We start from the raw sequence: 16,774 nt of genomic DNA, 5'->3' as shown, positions 1-16,774 counted from the left end.
TCACTTCACTGATATTCGCTGCGCAGCAGCGCGTACAGATACTCATCGCCCCACTCGCCTTTAAAAAAGATATTCTGCCGGTAATGCGCCTCGCGACGAAAGCCCAGCCCTTCCAGAAGTTTGATCGCCCCGGTATTGCGAGTGTCTACCACCGCTATTAGCCGGTGATGGGCTAACTGCTCAAAGAGTAAGGCTATCACCGCCCTCATGGCTTCCCGGGCATACCCCTGATGCTGATATGCCGGGGAAAAGGTCATCCCCAGCTCGGCCTGTCTGCCCCGATCGAAAAAATGGATCCCCACATCTCCCGCCAGCGCACCGTTGGCCTGGATCGCTACGGCAAGCTGGAACCAGCTTTCATCCTCAGCAAAGGCCAGCGAACGCTGTTGTTCATAGAAGGCTGTCGCCTCTGCCATCCCGTAATGGCTCCAGCTCTGAAAGCGGGCCACTTCCGGCAGGTTGCGATAATGGCTGAAAGACGGCAGATCTTCCGTTCTGAACCGGCGCAGCAGCAGCCGGGGCGTGGTCAGGGGTAGCAACATCTCTTCTCTTCTTCCTGGTGAGCCGGGCAATAGCGCGTCATCTTAACCTGCGCAGCCTGGCGCTGCCAGGCTCATGGCGGAGCCTCATCCCAGCGATAGATTTGAGTGGTGGCCAGCGCCAGCATGGCGAAATCTTCCGGCGTATCGCCGTAGGCGAAGATCTCCTCGTAATCGGCCAGGGAGTAGTTCGCCAGGATACGCGCCTTTTTGGCCAGGCCGCTGCAGTCTCCCCCCTGATACTTTCCGGTCGCTGCCCCGTTTTGAAATTCCACTTCGCTGCACAGCAGCTCAAGATTATGCTGCTGGCACCACGGTCGAAGATAGACATCCAGCGAGGCTGAAACCACCACCACGGTGTCCCCTCTCGCCTGATGCCAGGCTATGCGCTGCATCGCGTTCTCCCGCAGTGTATGGGGAATAAATACCTGGCTATGATCGTTCCCGCGCTGCAGGATCTCAGGTTGCGATTTCCCGGCAAAAGCATAATGAAATACTTTTTGCCGGATGGCAGAGGCGGAAAGCCAGCCCATTTTCCAGGCGAGAATATACGGCAACAGCCGCAATTTGCCCTGACGAATGGCTTTCGCATCGAGGGACTGATAAATAAAAGGGGTAAACGTATCTTCGTGGGTGATCGTGCCATCGAAGTCAAAAAAGGCAATGTTCTTCTTCATCCTTGTAACCTTATACAGACACACCGGCGCCGCAAAGGTGCGGCTGATTTACTTTTTACCCGCCTGGCGGCAAGATCCGGCATAATGCACCGCTGTCGCAGGACGGCCGAGTCTCCGGCCGTCGTGACAGCGAACCAGTCGACAGGAAAACGCATGAAGCCAAAACAAGCGGACATTCTCCGCCACGCCAGCGAGCTGTTTAATCGCGAAGGATATCAGTCCCCCAGCATCGAGCGGATTGCTGAGCATGCCGGCATCTCCAAAATGACCTTCTACCGCTACTATGCCGATAAAGAGGCGCTCATTCTGGCTATCCTCCGGCAAAAAGAGAGCGAGTTTATGCAGGATCTGACGCAGATCACCGCGGATAAAGCCACCGCGCGGGAGAAGCTGTTCGCCGTGTTCGACTACTATCAGTGCTGGTTGACCTGCGAAACGTTCCACGGCTGCATGTTCACCCGCGCGCTGTTCGAATATGGCGCGTCATCGCCGGCGATCCGGGAGCAGTGCTCCCGCTTCAAGTCGCGCCTGTGGCAGTTTTTCCGCGATATCCTGACTCTGGTATTAAAACCAGAGCCTGCCGAACGGGTCGCTATGATGATGGTGATGCTCATCGATGGCGCCATCGCCGCCCAGCAGGCCGAGTCCGCCGAATGCCGGGAGATCCCGCCGGGGACGACCGCCTGGAGCGCGGCCAAAGCGCTTATTTACTCAGAAGGCGGTACGCTGTGAGATGATGCGCTGCCGTCCAGCGACTGCAGCGCCGCCAGCAGACCATCATAGTAATCGTTGCAGGTTTGCAGGCGCAGCGCGGCGCCAAAGTAGACCTCCTCCATCGCCGCCGGATGTTTTTTGCCAATCGGCACAATCACATTGTTCAGCCAACCGTCCGCATGGCCGATATCGACCGTGATATGTTCGGCATAGTAATGCACGTCGCGATCGGAAAGCCCAATCCGCCGACAGCCCGCCACCAGTTTTTCATACTGCGGCGGGTCGAGCAGTTCGGTCATCGCCATCACTCCCAGCGATTTGTAGTAATGCTGACGATTTACGCCGCCGACCATAAAGGCGTTATACCCGGCCAGCCCCTGCCACTCGTACAGATGGGCGAAATGATTGTCCGGTAAGGCGATATTCCGCCGCTTCAGTAAATCCTTATACAGATTGACGTGGGTGATCTCAGTGCTGCCCTGACCTATCTCATCCCACAGATTCTGCGCAATCTCGGCGCGGGTTTCCGGCAACGAGCCCACCAGCCCCATCGCCACCAGATCGAAGAAAAGCAGATTCAGCGCGCTGTCGCTTTTGAAGAAATAGTCGATCTGCGCGGCGGAGGCCTCGCTGGCAAGGAAATCGAACAGCGGATGATGAGACGCCTGGTGCTGCTGGCATAGAGCGCGCAGTTCGTCGACGATATTGCCGGCATTGAGCACCGGTCGCTGGCGATGGAAACGTTTGCTTTCCGCCCGCAGCCACTCAGACTCAATGTAATTTCGGATCCCGGAGAGCAGTGGATGAAACTGATTGGCAGCCGCCGGCGAGAGCGGGTCGGCAAGCCAGGACTGATAGAGGATGAACAGCGCATGGTGCGCGCGCTTTTTGGCCTGCGGGTCGTCAGCGGAGAAGGCGCGGATGCAGGTATTCTCAGTCAGATGCCAGGCTCTGTCGGCGACCTGCGGATTGGCCGTCAACTTCAGCGACAGCGCGTTACTGTGCAGAAGCTGGTCAATTAACTCATCCAGCGCCAGCCTGGCCATCACCGCGGTTTGGTCACGACCAATGACCCCATTGTCGGTATTACGCATGAATTTATCCCTGTGAAATGCATGGCGACTATACGGTATAGTACCGCTCACAATGCGGCAACGTAAATTTCATTCATATTGATAACGTGCTGTCTTTTTAGAGAATTTAAACCAAAAAAACAAAAACCACTAAAATATTATTGATATTATAAAAATAATAAAGTTACCATCCAGTACAGTAACAAACGACACAAGGAATCACTATGCCCTATCTGTTACTGACGCTGGCCGCCCTGTTCTGGGGGGGGAATTACGTTGTCGGTCACGTGCTGGTTCAGGGCGTGGATCCGATCCTGATGACCGAAGCGCGCTGGGCGCTGACGGCGCTGCTGCTGGGCCTGCTCTACCGCCGGCAGATTGCCGACAGTCGTCACCTGCTGCAGGAAAACGCCCCGGCGGTGCTGGTGCTCACCCTGTGCGGTCAGGTCAGTTTCCCGCTCACGCTCTATATCGGTCTGCAAACCACCTCCGCCCTCAACGCCGCCATCTATATGTCCGCCACGCCGAGCATGGTGCTGCTGATTAACCGGCTGATTTTTCGCGACCCGGTATCGGCCCGCAACTGGCTGGGAGTGGTATTCAGCACTCTTGGGGTGATGATCCTCTTATTCCAGGGGGATCCGCTGCATGCCGCCTCGCTGCATACCTTTTCCGTCGGCGATTTGTGGGCGATGGGTTCGGCGCTGAGCTGGGCGCTCTATTGTTCGCTGTTACGTCTGAAGGACCGCCGCATCCCGGCGAATGGCTTTGTCGCCGTCAGCTCGCTGCTCGGCGCCCTGCTCCTGCTGCCAATCGTCGCCTTCTGGCTGATGCGCCACCCGGCGCAGGAATGGACCGCCTGGCGCGAGCCGTTTTTCCTCAGCGGTTTGGCTTATCTGGTGATTTTCCCGTCGTGGCTGGCCTATCTTTTCTGGAATAAAGGTATCGCTACGATTGGCGCCACGCGGGGGGAAATTTACACCCATATCATCCCGCTCTCCGGCGGGGTGTTGAGCATCCTCTTCCTGCATACCCAGCCCCATGCCTGGCACCTGTTCAGCGCGCTGTTCATTATGCTGGGGATTGGCATCTGCTCGCTGGAGAAACGCCAGGCGGCGACGGTTCGCCTGCGCGGTTAGCTTGTCTGCCGGGCGTCTGACAACGCCCGGCGTCAGCACTTAACGGCTGGTGGAGAGCGGCTGGTGAGGCGCCGTCCCGGCGGGTTGCGTCATCCGGCCTTCACGGCCAAAGAAGGTCAGAATGGTAATGACGATCGCCACCGTCCCGGCCACCAGGGCCATCGCCAGGCCGTAGTTATGCCCGTGGTGCTGGGCAATGGAGGCCTGCAGGGTGGCATTCACCGAGGCCAGCAGGTTACCCAGCTGATAGACGAAGCCGGGCAGCACTGCCCGGGTGTTGGCCGGAACCAGTTCGTTGAGCCAGGTAGGGATCACCCCCCAGGCGCCCTGCACCATAAACTGCATCAGAAACGCCCCGGCCCCCAGCGCCAGCGAGCCGCTGGCGAATGCCCACAGCGGGATCACCGGCAGCGCCAGCAGGGCGGCGCTCATAATCGCTTTGCGCCGGCCAATCTTCTCCGACAGCGAGCCGAAGAAAACCCCGCCGATGATCGAGGCGATGTTGTAGCACACCGCGATAATGCTGACCGTTTTAGGCTCGAAGCCGTGCTGGACTTTCAAAAAGACCGGGTAGAGATCCTGCGTCCCGTGGGAGAAGAAGTTAAAGGCCGCCATCAGCACCACCAGGTACAGGCACAGCTTCCAGTGGCTACGCAACACCGGCAGCAGAGCCGTGCTCGCTTTACTCTGCCGTGCCGCCAGCCAGACCGGGGACTCCTCGACGCAGAAATAGATAAACGGCAACAGCAGCACCGGGGCGGCGCCAATGACAAACATCCCGCGCCAGCCGAGCTGAGTAAACAACAGCCCGTAGGCCACGGCCGCCAGCAGATAGCCGAAGGGATACCCCGCCTGGAACAGACCGGACATCAGGCCGCGCGAGCGGTCAGGGATCGTCTCCATCGCCAGCGACGAAGCCACGCCCCAGATCCCGCCCATCGCCACGCCGTACAGTACCCGCAGCAGAAAAAACAGCATCAACGACGGCGCCGCGGCGGAGAGCAGCTCAAAGGCGGAGAAGAAAACGATGTTGAGCATCAGGATCGGTTTGCGGCCAAACTTCTCCGCCGCCCGGCCGAAGATCAGCGCGCCAACGGGCCGCACGGCCAGGGTCAGCAGAATCGCCAGGGTGACCTCTTCAAGGTCGACGTGAAACGAATGGGCGATATCGCTCAGTAAAAAAACCAACAGGAAAAAGTCGAAAGCATCGAGCGTCCAGCTTAAAAAACTGGCGATCGCCGCGTTGCGCTGTCGTGAAGTCCAGCCGTGCATCTTGTCATCCCTATCCCGACGGCGTTGCCGGGAGCTTGCGCGGCGTCCGGCAGAGCAGGCTGGTGCCACCGCTTGTGTAAATTGTTTGTATAGAAAGTTGCTCTTTTGTTAATTACACCCCTTTTCTGGCCGTCGGCAAGTTTATTAGCACGCTAATTTGTTTCAAATTGCGTGCGACGGCCCACCGGTTCGCTAATTTTCGACCAGAATTAAGGACAGGCTGGCTTCAGTGCACTGCCCCAGATGCCGCATCCACCCACAGGAAGGGAGAGAATCATGAAGAGAATCGCCATCGTCGGCGCCGGGCCGACGGGGATTTACACCTTGTATGAACTGGTGAAGCGCGGTGAGCCGCTATCGATCGCGCTGTTTGAAAAAGAGGCGCAGGCCGGGGTGGGTATGCCCTATAGCGACGATAATACCGCGGCGCAGATGCTGGCCAATATTGCCAGCATTGAGATCCCCCCTATTGACCTGACCTATCTGCAATGGCTGCAGCAGCAGAGCGACGACTGGCTGGCGGCGCGCGGTCTTGAACGGCAGGCTCTGCATGAGCGCCAGTTTCTGCCGCGGGTGATCCTCGGCGAGTACTACCGCGACCGCTTTCTATATCTTGTGCAACGGGCCAGAGACGCCGGCTTCGTGGTGAGCGTCTGCGAGTCCTGTGAGGTCACAGATATTGCGGTGCAGCCCGTCGGGATCGCCATCCACACCGACGGCGCGGCACAGCCGGTAATGGTCGATCTGGTGGTGATTGCCACCGGCCATTTGTGGCCTGAAGAAGAACGCGCCAGCCGGCAGTACTTCCCCAGTCCGTGGACCGGCCTGATGGAGGCCCGCATAGCCCCCTGTCGGGTCGGGATCCTCGGGACCTCCTTAAGCGCGATTGATGCCGCCGTGGCGGTGGTGGCCCGCCACGGCGTTTTCCATACTGATCACGACAAAATCACCCATTTTTCCCTGCATCCCGGCAGCGACGCGCTGGAGATCACGCTGATGTCACGTAACGGCGTGCTGCCGGAGGCCGATTTTTACTGCCCGATCCCGTGGGAGCCGCTGGAGATAGCCACCCCCGCCGCCCTTGAGGCGGCCGTCGCTGAGGGCTGCGACGGCCTGCTGGATCGGGTGTTCCAGCTGATCGTCCATGAGCTGGAATATGCCGCCCCGGCCTGGTGCGAGGCGACGGGGCTGCGCCAGCTGACGCCTGACAGCATCGCCGACGCCTGGTTTGCCGACCGTCTCACCCATGACCCCTTCCAGTGGGCGCAGCACAATCTGCAGGAGGTGGAGCGCAATAAGCGCGAGCGCCACACGGTGCCCTGGCGCTATGCCATTCTCCGCCTGCACGAGGCGATTGAAACCGTGGTGCCGCAGCTCAACGACGAGGACAGCCGTCGCTTCCGCCAGGGGCTCGCCCGCGTGTTTATTGATAACTACGCTGCGATCCCGCCGGAGTCCATTCGCCGGTTGCTGGCCCTGCATCAGGCGGGCATTCTGCGAATTGTGGCGCTGGGTGAGGATTACGAGCTGCAGCGCGAGTCTGACCGGACGCTGATTGTCCATCATCAGCAGCGCTGTGAATTCGATGTCTTTATCGATGCCCGCGGACAGAAAGCATTGAAAACCCGGGATCTGCCCTTTCCTTCACTGCGCCAGCAGTTGCTGGCCTGCGGCGACGCTATTCCTGACGTTGGCGATGACTACACGCTGCAGGCGCCGGAGGCCGTGCGCGGCCGGGTCGCCTTCGGCGCTCTTCCCTGGCTGATGCACGATCGCCCCTTTGTCCAGGGGCTGACGGCCAGCGCCGAGATTGGCAGCGCAATGGCCCGCGCGGTCTCCCAGCAGGCAACTGGCCGGCGGCGTCGTCTCTGGTTTATCGAATAGCAGGACGTTTAAACGCAATATCCGAATAAAGGGGGGCCAGCAGGCGTGCTATAAACAGTGGCTGTTCGCCCCCGTGCAAGACCACGTCTAACATTTACGAGGTACTCATGAGTCATCTTTTTAGCGCGACGCGTATTGGTCAGTTGACGCTGGATAACCGTATCGTTATCGCCCCCATGTGTCAGTATTCTGCCGACGAGGGGAAGGCAACCTCCTGGCACCGGATCCACCTCGGGCAGCTGGCGTTCTCCGGCGCCGGCCTGTTAATTCTGGAAGCCACGGCAGTAGAGCCGGCGGGACGTATCTCGCCTGGGGATCTGGGGCTGTGGGATGATGAAACCGAAAACGCCCTGCGTGCCGTGGTGGAGGATATCCGGGCCTGGTCACCGATCCCTCTGGGGATCCAGCTGGGGCATGCCGGGCGCAAGGCCTCCTGCGCGGCCCCCTGGCAGGGTGGCCATCAGCTGGCGCTCAACCAGGGCGGCTGGCAGACCGTCGCCCCCTCCGCGGTGGCGTTTCACGACGGCGACCGCGCCCCGGCGGAGCTGAGCCATGCCGATCTGGCACGCATCAAAGCGGCCTTTGTCGCCAGCGCGTTGCGCGCCCAACGCCTGGGCTTTGAGCTGATTGAGCTGCACGCCGCTCACGGCTATCTGCTGCACCAGTTTCTTTCACCGCTCAGCAATCAGCGCCGTGACGAGTATGGCGGTTCGCTGGAAAACCGAATGCGCTATCCGCTGGAAGTGTTTAAGGCAATCCGCGAGGCGGTGGGCAACGCCATGGCGGTGGGCGTCAGGTTGTCGGCGACCGACTGGGTTGAAGGCGGCTGGGACGGCGAGCAGTCCATTCAGTTCAGCCAGCAGCTGGAAGCGCTGGGCAGCGACTATATCCATGTCTCCAGCGGCGGTTTGTCGCCGCAGCAGGCCATCACCGTCGGTCCGGGCTACCAGTTGCCTTTCGCCCGCGACATTCGCGAGCAGGTAGCCATCCCGGTGATTGGCGTAGGGCTGATCACCGACCCGCAGCAGGCGGAAGCGGCGCTGGAGAATGGCGATGCCGACCTGATCGCCCTCGCCCGCGCGGTGCTCTACGATCCGCACTGGCCATGGCACGCTGCCGCCAGCCTCGGCGCCCAGGTTCGCGTTCCTTCGCAATATCTGCGCTCCGAGCCACACGGCCTGAAAGGCACCCTGCTGCCAAACCGTTGAACCCGCGGCGGGCATAAAAAAGGGGTATCGTAAGATACCCCTCAGCAGGATGTTATTGCGGTCCATATGCCGGGCGGCGTCGCCTTGCCCGGCCTACAAAAGGGTGATGCCCGGTCATTGCGCAGCCAACCCGCCCCCTGCGTAGGCCCGCGCAAGCGCAGCGCCGCCGGGCAATCTATCAGGCTCCGCTCCCTATATTTCCGGGCGACGGCCCGGCAAACACCGCGAGTTACTGCTGGGCGGGCGGTGGCGTGGTGTTCTGTTTATCCTTCGCGATACTGTCCTGAATGGCTTTGGTTTTGCTCGCCGCTTCCGCCGAAAGCTGATTGGCATCACCGATGGCGTTGTCTTTAATCTGACCCGCCTCTTTGACTATGCGGTCACTTTCCTGCTTTGCATTCTGCTTCACCGCATCGGCCTGGGCTTTCGCCTGCTGGGCGATGGCATCCGCTTTCTTGTCCGCCTCCGCCTTGATGGCGCTGGCCTGATCCTTCAGACGATCGGCCTCGGCGTCGGCCTGGCTTTTCAGCGTATCAATTTGCTTATCCGCATCCTGCTTAATCGCCTGGGCTTTGTCCGCCGCGGCATCCTTCATCTGCTCCGCATTATCTTTGGCCTTATCCAGTTTGTTATCCACTTTCGACGCATCGTCGCAGCCAAACAGGGTCAGGCACAGGGCGGAAGCAAGCAGTGTTTTATTCCAGAGTTTCATCAGCATTCCCTTACAGGTTGAGTCATTATCCAGCCTTGTGATTTATTGCCTTAATAGCATTCACATTTTATATATAAACGCTCAGCCAGCAGAGTCAAGCCGACACCGGTCGATCCAGCGTCGCCACCAGCCCCTGCAGCCACTCGGCAAAAACCCGCACCTTATGCGAGAGATGCCGGTGCGGATAGAGCAGCGACAGTGGCCGACGCGGCGCCGGGAAGTCCGGCAGAATTTCTACCAGCTCCCCACTGTCGATATAGGGTTGTAGAAAGAATCGCATTCCCTGCAGCATGCCCAGCCCTGCCAGCCCGGCGGCGGTAAAAACTTCTGAGTTGTCCAGCACCAGTTTACCGGGGATAGCGATCTGCCTGATGCCCTCCGGGGTCTGGAATCGCCAGGGCATAATCTGTCGGCTGCTGCTGTTTACCCAGTTCACCGCCAGGTGCGACTGCAGTTCCTCCAGCGTGGCGGGCGCCCCATAGCGAGCCAGATACGCAGGACTCGCGCAGGTGGTTAACGCCACCTCCCCCAGCGAGCGCGCCACATAGTCGCCATCCTCCAGATCCCCCACCCGCAGCAGACAATCCAGCCCATCGCGCAGCATATCCCGGCGCACATCGGAGCTACTGAGGACAATTTCCACCTCCGGATGGGCCTGATAAAAATCCGCCAGATGCGGGATCACCAGCAGCCGCGCAAAAGCGATTGGCATATCGACGCGTAGCTGGCCGCGGATCGGCCGGTCCGGCGCGAACGACTCCAGCAGATCGTCGGCCTGGGAGAGCAGCGGTTTACTGCGACGATAAAACTCTTCTCCTTCCGGCGTGAGATACAGGCGGCGGGTGGTGCGCTGCAGCAACCTGACACCGCTCTCCCGCTCCAGCTGCTGCAGCGCTTTGGTCACCGCCGGCCGGTGGATCTGCAAATTTTCCGCCGCCTGGGCAAAGCTGCCGGCGTCGACGATTTCAATAAAGATTTTAATATTTTCAAACAGATTCATCTGCATAACGGCCCGCTCCCCGTCTCTTCGCCTGCCTCAATTATTACCAATTTAATAACAGTGATGAAAGTTTTTGCTCATTTTTTAAAACAATAAAGGCGCCTACACTGCCCTCATTGCCGCATCGCTGGGGCGAAGAAATTGATAACTCATTAACGAACAAGGAAAAATATCATGCAAACTAACCGTGTGGCCCGCATTTTGGGTATTGAAAAACCGGTAGTCCAGGGCCCGCTCTCCTGGCTGACCGATGCTCGTCTGGTGGCGGCCGTCGGCAACGCCGGTGGTCTCGGGGTGCTGGGCCCGAACGCCGGCCTGACGGCGGCAACCGCCGTCTCCACGCCGGAGGCGACGGCAGAGAAAATGCGCGAAGAGATCCGCAAAACCAAACAGCTGACCGAGAAACCCTTTGGCGTCAACCTGATCCCGACGGCGGAAAACGACATCTGGACGCCGGCGATCCTTCCGGTGATCAAAGAGGAAGGCGTTAAAGTGGTGGTCTACACCGGCTACGGAGACGGTTCGTTAAAACCGGCGCTGTTCGATGAGCTGAAAACCGCCGGGATCACCATTATCTACCGCGATATTAACCCGACGCCGGAGAACAGCCGTCGCGCGGAGCAGGCCGGAGCGGACATCATCGTCGCCACCGGCTTTGACGAAGGCGGCACGCTGCCGGCTACCGCAATGGGGACCTTCACTATCGTCCCGCTGATCGTTGACGCTGTTCAGCGGGTTCCGGTGATGGGCGCGGGGGGCATCACCGACGCCCGGGGAGCGCGCGCTGCTCACGCCCTCGGCGCGGAAGGCGTCTTCGCCGGTTCGGTATTCATCAGCACCGTCGAAAGTCGCGTTCCCGACTCGGTGAAAGCGAAAATTCTCGCCGCCAACGGCCTGGATCTGCGGCTGTTTCGTACGCTGCCGGACTACTACCGCGCCCTGCCTGGCAAACTGAGCGACAAGCTGGTGGCCATGGACCGGGCCGGAGCCTCAAAGGCCGAGCTGGCCCAGGCGATGGGCGGTCTGCGCGGAATGCGGCTGGGCATGCTGGAGGGGAATACCGATGAGGGGTATATCTCGCTGGGGGCGGGGATCGGCAACATCCATGCCATCGCCTCCGTCGCCGAGGTAGTCAACCAGCTGGCGGTGTGAAGCCGCCAGCCGGGGCATGGTAACCGGCGCGATCAGGCGTCAGCTACCTTCTCTACCGCCCGGGAGAACGCGTCGATAGCCAGCCCGACGTCGGCGGCGGTGACCGACTCCGCCGGGTGATGGCTGACGCCCCCCAGGCAGCGCACAAACAGCATGGCCGATGGCCAGCGCTCGGCGATGGCGATGGCGTCATGCCCTGCGCCGCTCGGCAGCGTCAGTGAACGCCCCTGCACCGCCGTCACCACCTCGCTCAGAACCGCCTGCAGTTGACTGTCGCAGGCGGTGGCGGCGATACGGTAATACTCCTCGGCGGTGAAGCTCAGCTGGCGGCGCCCGGCAATGGCCTGCGCCTGCGCCAGCAGCTCTTCCAGCAGCGCCGCAAGCGGTGCATCCTGCGGGCCGCGAATATCCAGCGTCAGCTGCACCTCGCCCGGAATCACATTCACCGCGCCCGGCGCACAGCGCAGGGTGCCGACCGTCGCCACCAGGTTGCCGCCGCGCTGCCGGGTCAGGCTTTCCACCTGCACCATCCATTCCGCCGCCGCGGCGAGCGCGTCCTTACGATGGAGCATCGGCACCGTGCCGGCATGGCCGGCTTCGCCGGTAAAGCGGCAGGTCAGGCGGCGGGCGCCGTTAATCGCCTCCACCACGCCGAGCGCCAGACCCGCCTGCTCCAGGCACGGCCCCTGCTCGATATGCAGTTCGAGATAGGCGGCGATATCCTGCAGGTTGCGGGCGGCATGGGCGATCCGCGCCGGATCGAGTCCGGCATTCACCAGCGCCTGGGCGACGCTCACCCCGTCGGCATCGCACTGCGACAGCCAGCTTTCGGGCCAGGTGCCGGTGACGCCGCGGCTGCCCAGCAGGGTGATGCCGAAGCGGGTGCCCTCTTCATCGCCAAAGCCGACGATCTCGATAGCCTTCGCCAGCCGTCGCCCCTGCTGGTGCAGACGCTGGACCACCTCAATCGCCGCCAGCACGCCGAGCATGCCGTCGTAGCGCCCGGCGTTGCGCACGGTGTCGAGATGAGAGCCCAGCAGCACCGCCGGCGCCCCCTCCTGCACGCCTTCATAGCGACCGCAGATATTACCGACGCTGTCCTGCCATACCATCATGCCGGCGGCCTGCATCCACTGGCCCACCAGCTGGTTCGCCTGCAGATGTTCCGGCGACAGATAGACCCGGGTCAGGGCGTCGGCGGTTTCGCTGAGGGCGGCCAGCTGGTCGGCGCGCGCCATCACCCGGCTGGCGGCCGCCTCTCTCTCCGCCAGCTGGCGGACGGTATCACTCATAGGGTGGCCTCGTTGCGGTAGTGATCCCAGGCCGCCTGCATCGCCGCGCCCTGGGTGGTGGTGAACTTGAGGTAGTTCAGCACCGCCTCCAGCGCGCTGAGCGTCTGCATCACACAGTCTTTACGCGCGTTATAGCCCATGGTGCCAATGCGCCAGACTTTACCGTGCAGCGGGCCGAACGAGGTGCCAATCTCAATGCCGAAATCTTCCAGCATCAGCTTCCGCACCTGATCGCCGTTGATCCCGTTGGGGATCACCACCCCCAGCACGTTATTCATTTTGTGCCGCAGGTCGCCAAAGGTCTCAAGACCCATCGCCTGGATCCCTTTCAGCAGCGCATCGCCATGTAGCTTGTGGCGGGCGATGCCATTGTCGAGTCCCTCCTGAAGGATCAGGCGCGCGCACTCCCGGGCGGCGAACAGCGCCGAGGTCGCTTCGGTATGGTGGTTCAGGCGCTCCGGCCCCCAGTAATCCATCACCATGCCGAGATCGAAATAGTTGGAGTAGATCATCTCGTCGACGCCATCGTGGTGGGCATCGGTGCGGATCCCCTGCTCAATGCAGCGGCGGCGGCGGATGACCTCTTCCATCCGTGGGCTGAGGGTGATGGGCGAGGTGCCGGAGGGGCCACCAAGGCACTTCTGCATCCCGGCGGACACCGCGTCCAGCTGCCAGGCGTCGGTTTCCAGCGGGTTGCCGCCGAGCGACGCGGTGGCGTCGGTATAGAACAGCACATCGTGGCGACGACAAATCTCTCCCAGCTCCGCCAGCGGCTGCAGCATGGTGGTCGAGGTATCGCCCTGCACGGTGAGCAGCAGGCGCGGGCGCACGCGCTTGATCGCGTCTTCAACCTGGTCCGGGGTAAAGACTTCCCCCCACGGCACCTCGATGGTGTGTACTTCTGCCCGGCAGCGGCGCGCAATCTCGCACAGCAGATGACCAAACCGGCCGAACACCGGCACCAGCACCTTGTCACCCGGCCGGATCGCCGACACCAGAATCGCTTCGATACCGGCGCGGGAGGTGCCGTCCACCAGCATCGTCCAGCGGTTTTCGGTGCGAAATACGCCGCGGTACAGCGCCATCACTTCATTCATGTAGTGGGTCATCGCCGGATCGTACTGACCCACCAGCTGGCTCGCCATGGCGCGCAGCACGCGCGGGTCGGCGTTGATCGGCCCCGGGCCCATCAGCAGGCGCTGTGGCGGGTTAATTTGCGAAAACTGAGTGATATCCATCTGCCATTCCTTACGTTAGTTAAGACCGCGCACCGAGGAGATAAACTGTTTCAGTTCGGTTGTCTGCGGACTGGCGAACAGCGTTTTGCTGTCGCCCTGCTCCCAGACGCGCCCCTGATGCATAAACACCACGCGGTCGCCCACTTCGCGGGCAAAATTCATTTCATGGGTGACGAGGATCAGCGTCATGCCTTCCGCCGCCAGCTGCTCCAGCACCTTCAGCACTTCGCCCACCAGTTCCGGGTCGAGCGCCGAAGTGATTTCGTCACAGAGTAAAACTTTTGGCGACATGGCCAGCGCCCGGGCGATGGCCACGCGCTGCTGCTGGCCGCCGGAGAGGTTGGCCGGATAGTAATCCAGACGATCGCCAAGACCGACCTTCTCCAGCATCCGCTGCGCCAGCTCGCGACATTCGGCCTGGGACTTCTTCAGCACCCGCCGCGGGGCCAGCATGACGTTCTCCAGCGCCGTCATGTGCGGAAAGAGATTGAAGTTCTGGAACACCATGCCGATAGAACGGCTGATCTCCCGGGCCTGGGAATCGCGGTCGGTGATGGTCATGCCCCCGAGCTTGATGCTCCCCTCCTGGTACCCCTCCAGACCATTGATGCAGCGCAGCAGGGTGCTTTTGCCCGAGCCGCTGCGGCCGATAATCGAGATCACTTCCCCCATGTCGATATCCAGATCGACGCCCTTCAGCACATGGTTGTCGCCGTAGTACTTCTGCATCTGATTAATGGTGATGAGAGGCATTGAATTTGTTCTCCAGATAACGGCTGTAGCGGGACAGCGGATAGCACAGAATGAAATAGCCCAGCGCCACCAGGGCAAACACTTTAAACGGCTGGTAAGTGACGTTGGTCAGCATGGTTCCCGCCTTGGTCAGCTCCACAAAGCCAATAATCGACGCCAGCGCCGTGCCTTTGATCACCTGCACGGCGAACCCCACCGTCGGCGCGATGGCGATGCGCAGCGCCTGCGGCGCCACTACCCGGTACAGGGTCTGGCCGAAGCTCAGCCCGAGACAGCGCGAGGCTTCCCACTGGCCTTTCGGCAGCGCGCGAATGCTGCCGAACCAGATATCCAGCAGAAAGGCGCTGGTATAAAGCGTCAGAGCCACCGACGCCGCGGTCCATGCCGAGACGTCGATGCCGAACAGCGCTACGCCGAAAAATGCCAGAAACAGCTGCATCAGCAGCGGCGTCCCCTGAAACAGTTCGACGTAGCCGCGGATCAGCCGTTTCACCTGCCGTCCGCCAGTCAGGCGCAGCAGCAGCAGCGGTAAGGTCACCAGCGCCCCGCCGGTGAACGCGACCAGCGACAGCAGCACCGTCCAGCGACCGGCCAGCAGCAGGTTGCGGATAATGTCCCAGTCGGTAAAGGTGGTCATCATGCCTGCACCCCCAGCCATTTACGCCCCGCCGCCATCAGCAGCTGGCGCATCGCTATCGATAACGCTAAGTAGATCCCGGTGGTCACCAGATAGACCTCAAAGCTCAAAAACGTCCGCGACTGGATCAGGTTGGCGGCGAAGGTCAGCTCCTCATAGGAGACCTGCGACACCACCGACGAGCCGAGCATCACGATGATGCACTGGCTGACCAGCGCCGGATAAATCCGCTGCAGCGCCGGGGGCAGCACCACGCGAACGAAAGTTTGCGTCCGGCTGAGCCCGAGCACGCGTCCGGCCTCCCACTGGCCTTTCGGCGTCACCTGGATGCCGGCGCGCACGATCTCGGTGCTGTAAGCCCCAAGGTTAACCACCATCGCCAGCAGCGCCGCTTCGCCGGCGGTCATCTTCAGTCCCAGGTTCGGTAAACCAAAAACGATAAAAAAGAGCTGCACCACGAACGGCGTGTTACGGATGATTTCCACATATCCGCCCCAGATCCGGCTGAGGACGCCCGGGCGGCCGCTGCGGATCGCCGCCCCGAGGATCCCAATCGCCAGTCCGCCGATCGTCGCCAGCACCGTCAGCTGCACCGTCACCCACAGACCGGCCAGCAGCTCCGGCCAGTGCGGCCAGAGCTCAGAAAAATGAAGTTGCTCCGTCATCCACAGACCTTACGCGCCGAGGCTGGCAGGCAGCGGCGCTTTCAGCCACTTCTCAGACAAACCGTTGAGGGTGCCGTCCTTAATGCCCTGCTCGATCAGGGTATCCACTTTCTCCTTCAGCGCCGGTTCGTTCTTTTTCAGCCCGATAAAGCACGGCGAGTCCTTCAGCATAAAGCTCGGCACCGGCGCTTTGTCAGCGTACTGCCGGGAGATGGCCGCCACCACCAGGTTACCGGTGGCGACATACTGCACCTGGCCCGACAGATAGGCCGACAGCGTGGTGTTATTGTCCTCGTAGCGCTTAATCTGCGCCGCCTGCGGCGCCACGCTGGTCAGCACCATATCTTCCACCGCCCCACGGGTCACGCCGATGCTTTTACCGCTCAGCGCGGCCGCGTCCTTCAGCTCCGCCCCTTTCGGGCCAAACACCCCGAGGAAGAACGGGGCGTAGGCGCGGCTGAAGTCGATCACTTTCTCGCGCTCGGCGTTCTTGCCGAGGCTGGAGATCACCAGGTCCACCTTATCGGTCTGCAGATACGGCACGCGGTTGGCGCTGGTCACCGGGACCAGCTGCAGCTTGAGCTTCATCGACTTCGCCAGATAGCGCGCCATATCGATGTCATACCCCTGCGGCTGCAGGTCGGTCCCCACCGAGCCGAACGGCGGAAAATCCTGGGGCACGGCAATGCGGATGACGCCGCGTTTTTCAATATCCTGGAGCTGGTCAGCCTGCGCAGCAGAAACAGACGAAAGGAGACAAGCGGCCCCGGCCAGTGCGATCAACAGTTTCTTCATGATGTTTACCCGTTACGTTAGCAT

The 16,774-nt window shown here is 61.1% G+C and carries 17 protein-coding genes; 5 read left to right on the top strand and 12 right to left on the bottom strand.

All coding sequences use genetic code 11. From position 1 onward, the window contains the following. Positions 1–5 precede the first annotated feature (5 nt). Together GT756_RS10615 and GT756_RS10610 are read right to left on the bottom strand one after the other, a co-directional pair. Entirely contained in the window at positions 6–542 is a 537-nt protein-coding gene (locus GT756_RS10615) for a GNAT family N-acetyltransferase (protein WP_057215306.1), read from the bottom strand. Between the two features lie 71 nt (positions 543–613). Next, entirely contained in the window at positions 614–1,216 is a 603-nt protein-coding gene (locus tag GT756_RS10610; protein ID WP_023318284.1) for an HAD-IB family hydrolase, read from the bottom strand. A 153-nt stretch (positions 1,217–1,369) separates the two neighbouring features. On the opposite strand from GT756_RS10610, the gene GT756_RS10605 reads away from it, so the two are divergent. Next, positions 1,370–1,948: a TetR/AcrR family transcriptional regulator gene (locus tag GT756_RS10605; protein WP_160124761.1), complete on the top strand. Its 579-nt coding sequence runs from the start codon at positions 1,370–1,372 to the stop codon at positions 1,946–1,948. On the opposite strand, the gene GT756_RS10600 is transcribed toward GT756_RS10605, so the two are convergent. Beyond that, positions 1,924–3,024: an iron-containing redox enzyme family protein gene (locus tag GT756_RS10600; RefSeq protein ID WP_114465407.1), complete on the bottom strand. Its 1,101-nt coding sequence runs from the start codon at positions 3,022–3,024 to the stop codon at positions 1,924–1,926. The genes GT756_RS10605 and GT756_RS10600 overlap by 25 nt on opposite strands. A gap of 203 nt (positions 3,025–3,227) precedes the next feature. Between GT756_RS10600 and GT756_RS10595 the strand changes: the two genes are divergently transcribed. Then, entirely contained in the window at positions 3,228–4,142 is a 915-nt protein-coding gene (locus GT756_RS10595) for a DMT family transporter (RefSeq protein ID WP_114465409.1), read from the top strand. A 39-nt stretch (positions 4,143–4,181) separates the two neighbouring features. On the opposite strand, the gene GT756_RS10590 is transcribed toward GT756_RS10595, so the two are convergent. Then, entirely contained in the window at positions 4,182–5,414 is a 1,233-nt protein-coding gene (locus tag GT756_RS10590; protein WP_004205848.1) for an MFS transporter, read from the bottom strand. Between the two features lie 276 nt (positions 5,415–5,690). Between GT756_RS10590 and GT756_RS10585 the strand changes: the two genes are divergently transcribed. After that, the gene (locus GT756_RS10585; protein WP_160124760.1) at positions 5,691–7,298 is read left to right on the top strand and encodes an FAD-NAD(P)-binding protein; all 1,608 of its coding nucleotides are present in this window, start codon (positions 5,691–5,693) and stop codon (positions 7,296–7,298) included. Between the two features lie 107 nt (positions 7,299–7,405). Next, positions 7,406–8,506: an NADH:flavin oxidoreductase/NADH oxidase gene (locus GT756_RS10580; protein WP_023289748.1), complete on the top strand. Its 1,101-nt coding sequence runs from the start codon at positions 7,406–7,408 to the stop codon at positions 8,504–8,506. Between the two features lie 229 nt (positions 8,507–8,735). Here the strand turns inward: GT756_RS10580 and GT756_RS10575 are convergent, their stop codons facing one another. After that, entirely contained in the window at positions 8,736–9,224 is a 489-nt protein-coding gene (locus GT756_RS10575; RefSeq protein ID WP_004205841.1) for a hypothetical protein, read from the bottom strand. Between the two features lie 88 nt (positions 9,225–9,312). Then, a complete protein-coding gene (locus tag GT756_RS10570; protein ID WP_074384556.1) occupies positions 9,313–10,218 on the bottom strand; it encodes a LysR family transcriptional regulator in 906 nt (301 codons plus the stop codon). A gap of 174 nt (positions 10,219–10,392) precedes the next feature. Here GT756_RS10570 and GT756_RS10565 point away from each other — a divergent pair, with 174 nt between their 5' ends. Then, a complete protein-coding gene (locus GT756_RS10565; RefSeq protein ID WP_065877637.1) occupies positions 10,393–11,370 on the top strand; it encodes a nitronate monooxygenase family protein in 978 nt (325 codons plus the stop codon). A gap of 32 nt (positions 11,371–11,402) precedes the next feature. Here the strand turns inward: GT756_RS10565 and hpxK are convergent, their stop codons facing one another. The 6 genes from hpxK to GT756_RS10535 are packed head-to-tail and all read right to left on the bottom strand — an operon-like array spanning position 11,403 to position 16,750. After that, entirely contained in the window at positions 11,403–12,662 is a 1,260-nt protein-coding gene (gene hpxK / locus GT756_RS10560; RefSeq protein ID WP_135729948.1) for an allantoate amidohydrolase, read from the bottom strand. Then, positions 12,659–13,900, bottom strand: a complete 1,242-nt coding sequence (locus tag GT756_RS10555) for an alanine--glyoxylate aminotransferase family protein (protein ID WP_043519588.1) — start codon at positions 13,898–13,900, stop codon at positions 12,659–12,661. Before GT756_RS10555 ends, hpxK begins: the two co-directional genes overlap by 4 nt. Positions 13,901–13,915: 15 nt before the next feature. After that, on the bottom strand, positions 13,916–14,653 hold the full coding sequence (locus GT756_RS10550) for an amino acid ABC transporter ATP-binding protein (RefSeq protein WP_002905293.1): 738 nt from the start codon (positions 14,651–14,653) through the stop codon (positions 13,916–13,918). Next, on the bottom strand, positions 14,634–15,290 hold the full coding sequence (locus tag GT756_RS10545; RefSeq protein WP_002905295.1) for an amino acid ABC transporter permease: 657 nt from the start codon (positions 15,288–15,290) through the stop codon (positions 14,634–14,636). The genes GT756_RS10550 and GT756_RS10545 overlap by 20 nt, the downstream gene beginning before the upstream one ends. Beyond that, entirely contained in the window at positions 15,290–15,955 is a 666-nt protein-coding gene (locus tag GT756_RS10540; protein WP_002905296.1) for an amino acid ABC transporter permease, read from the bottom strand. The genes GT756_RS10545 and GT756_RS10540 overlap by 1 nt, the downstream gene beginning before the upstream one ends. A 9-nt stretch (positions 15,956–15,964) precedes the next feature. Then, positions 15,965–16,750, bottom strand: a complete 786-nt coding sequence (locus GT756_RS10535; protein ID WP_160124759.1) for a transporter substrate-binding domain-containing protein — start codon at positions 16,748–16,750, stop codon at positions 15,965–15,967. Positions 16,751–16,774: the final 24 nt, after the last annotated feature.

Origin of the sequence: Klebsiella sp. Q2 (assembly GCF_009900705.1) — a bacterium.
GTDB lineage: Bacteria > Pseudomonadota > Gammaproteobacteria > Enterobacterales > Enterobacteriaceae > Klebsiella > Klebsiella quasipneumoniae.
The sequence above is the reverse complement of the archived record's forward strand: the minus strand, read 5'-3'. Positions and strand labels throughout refer to the sequence as shown.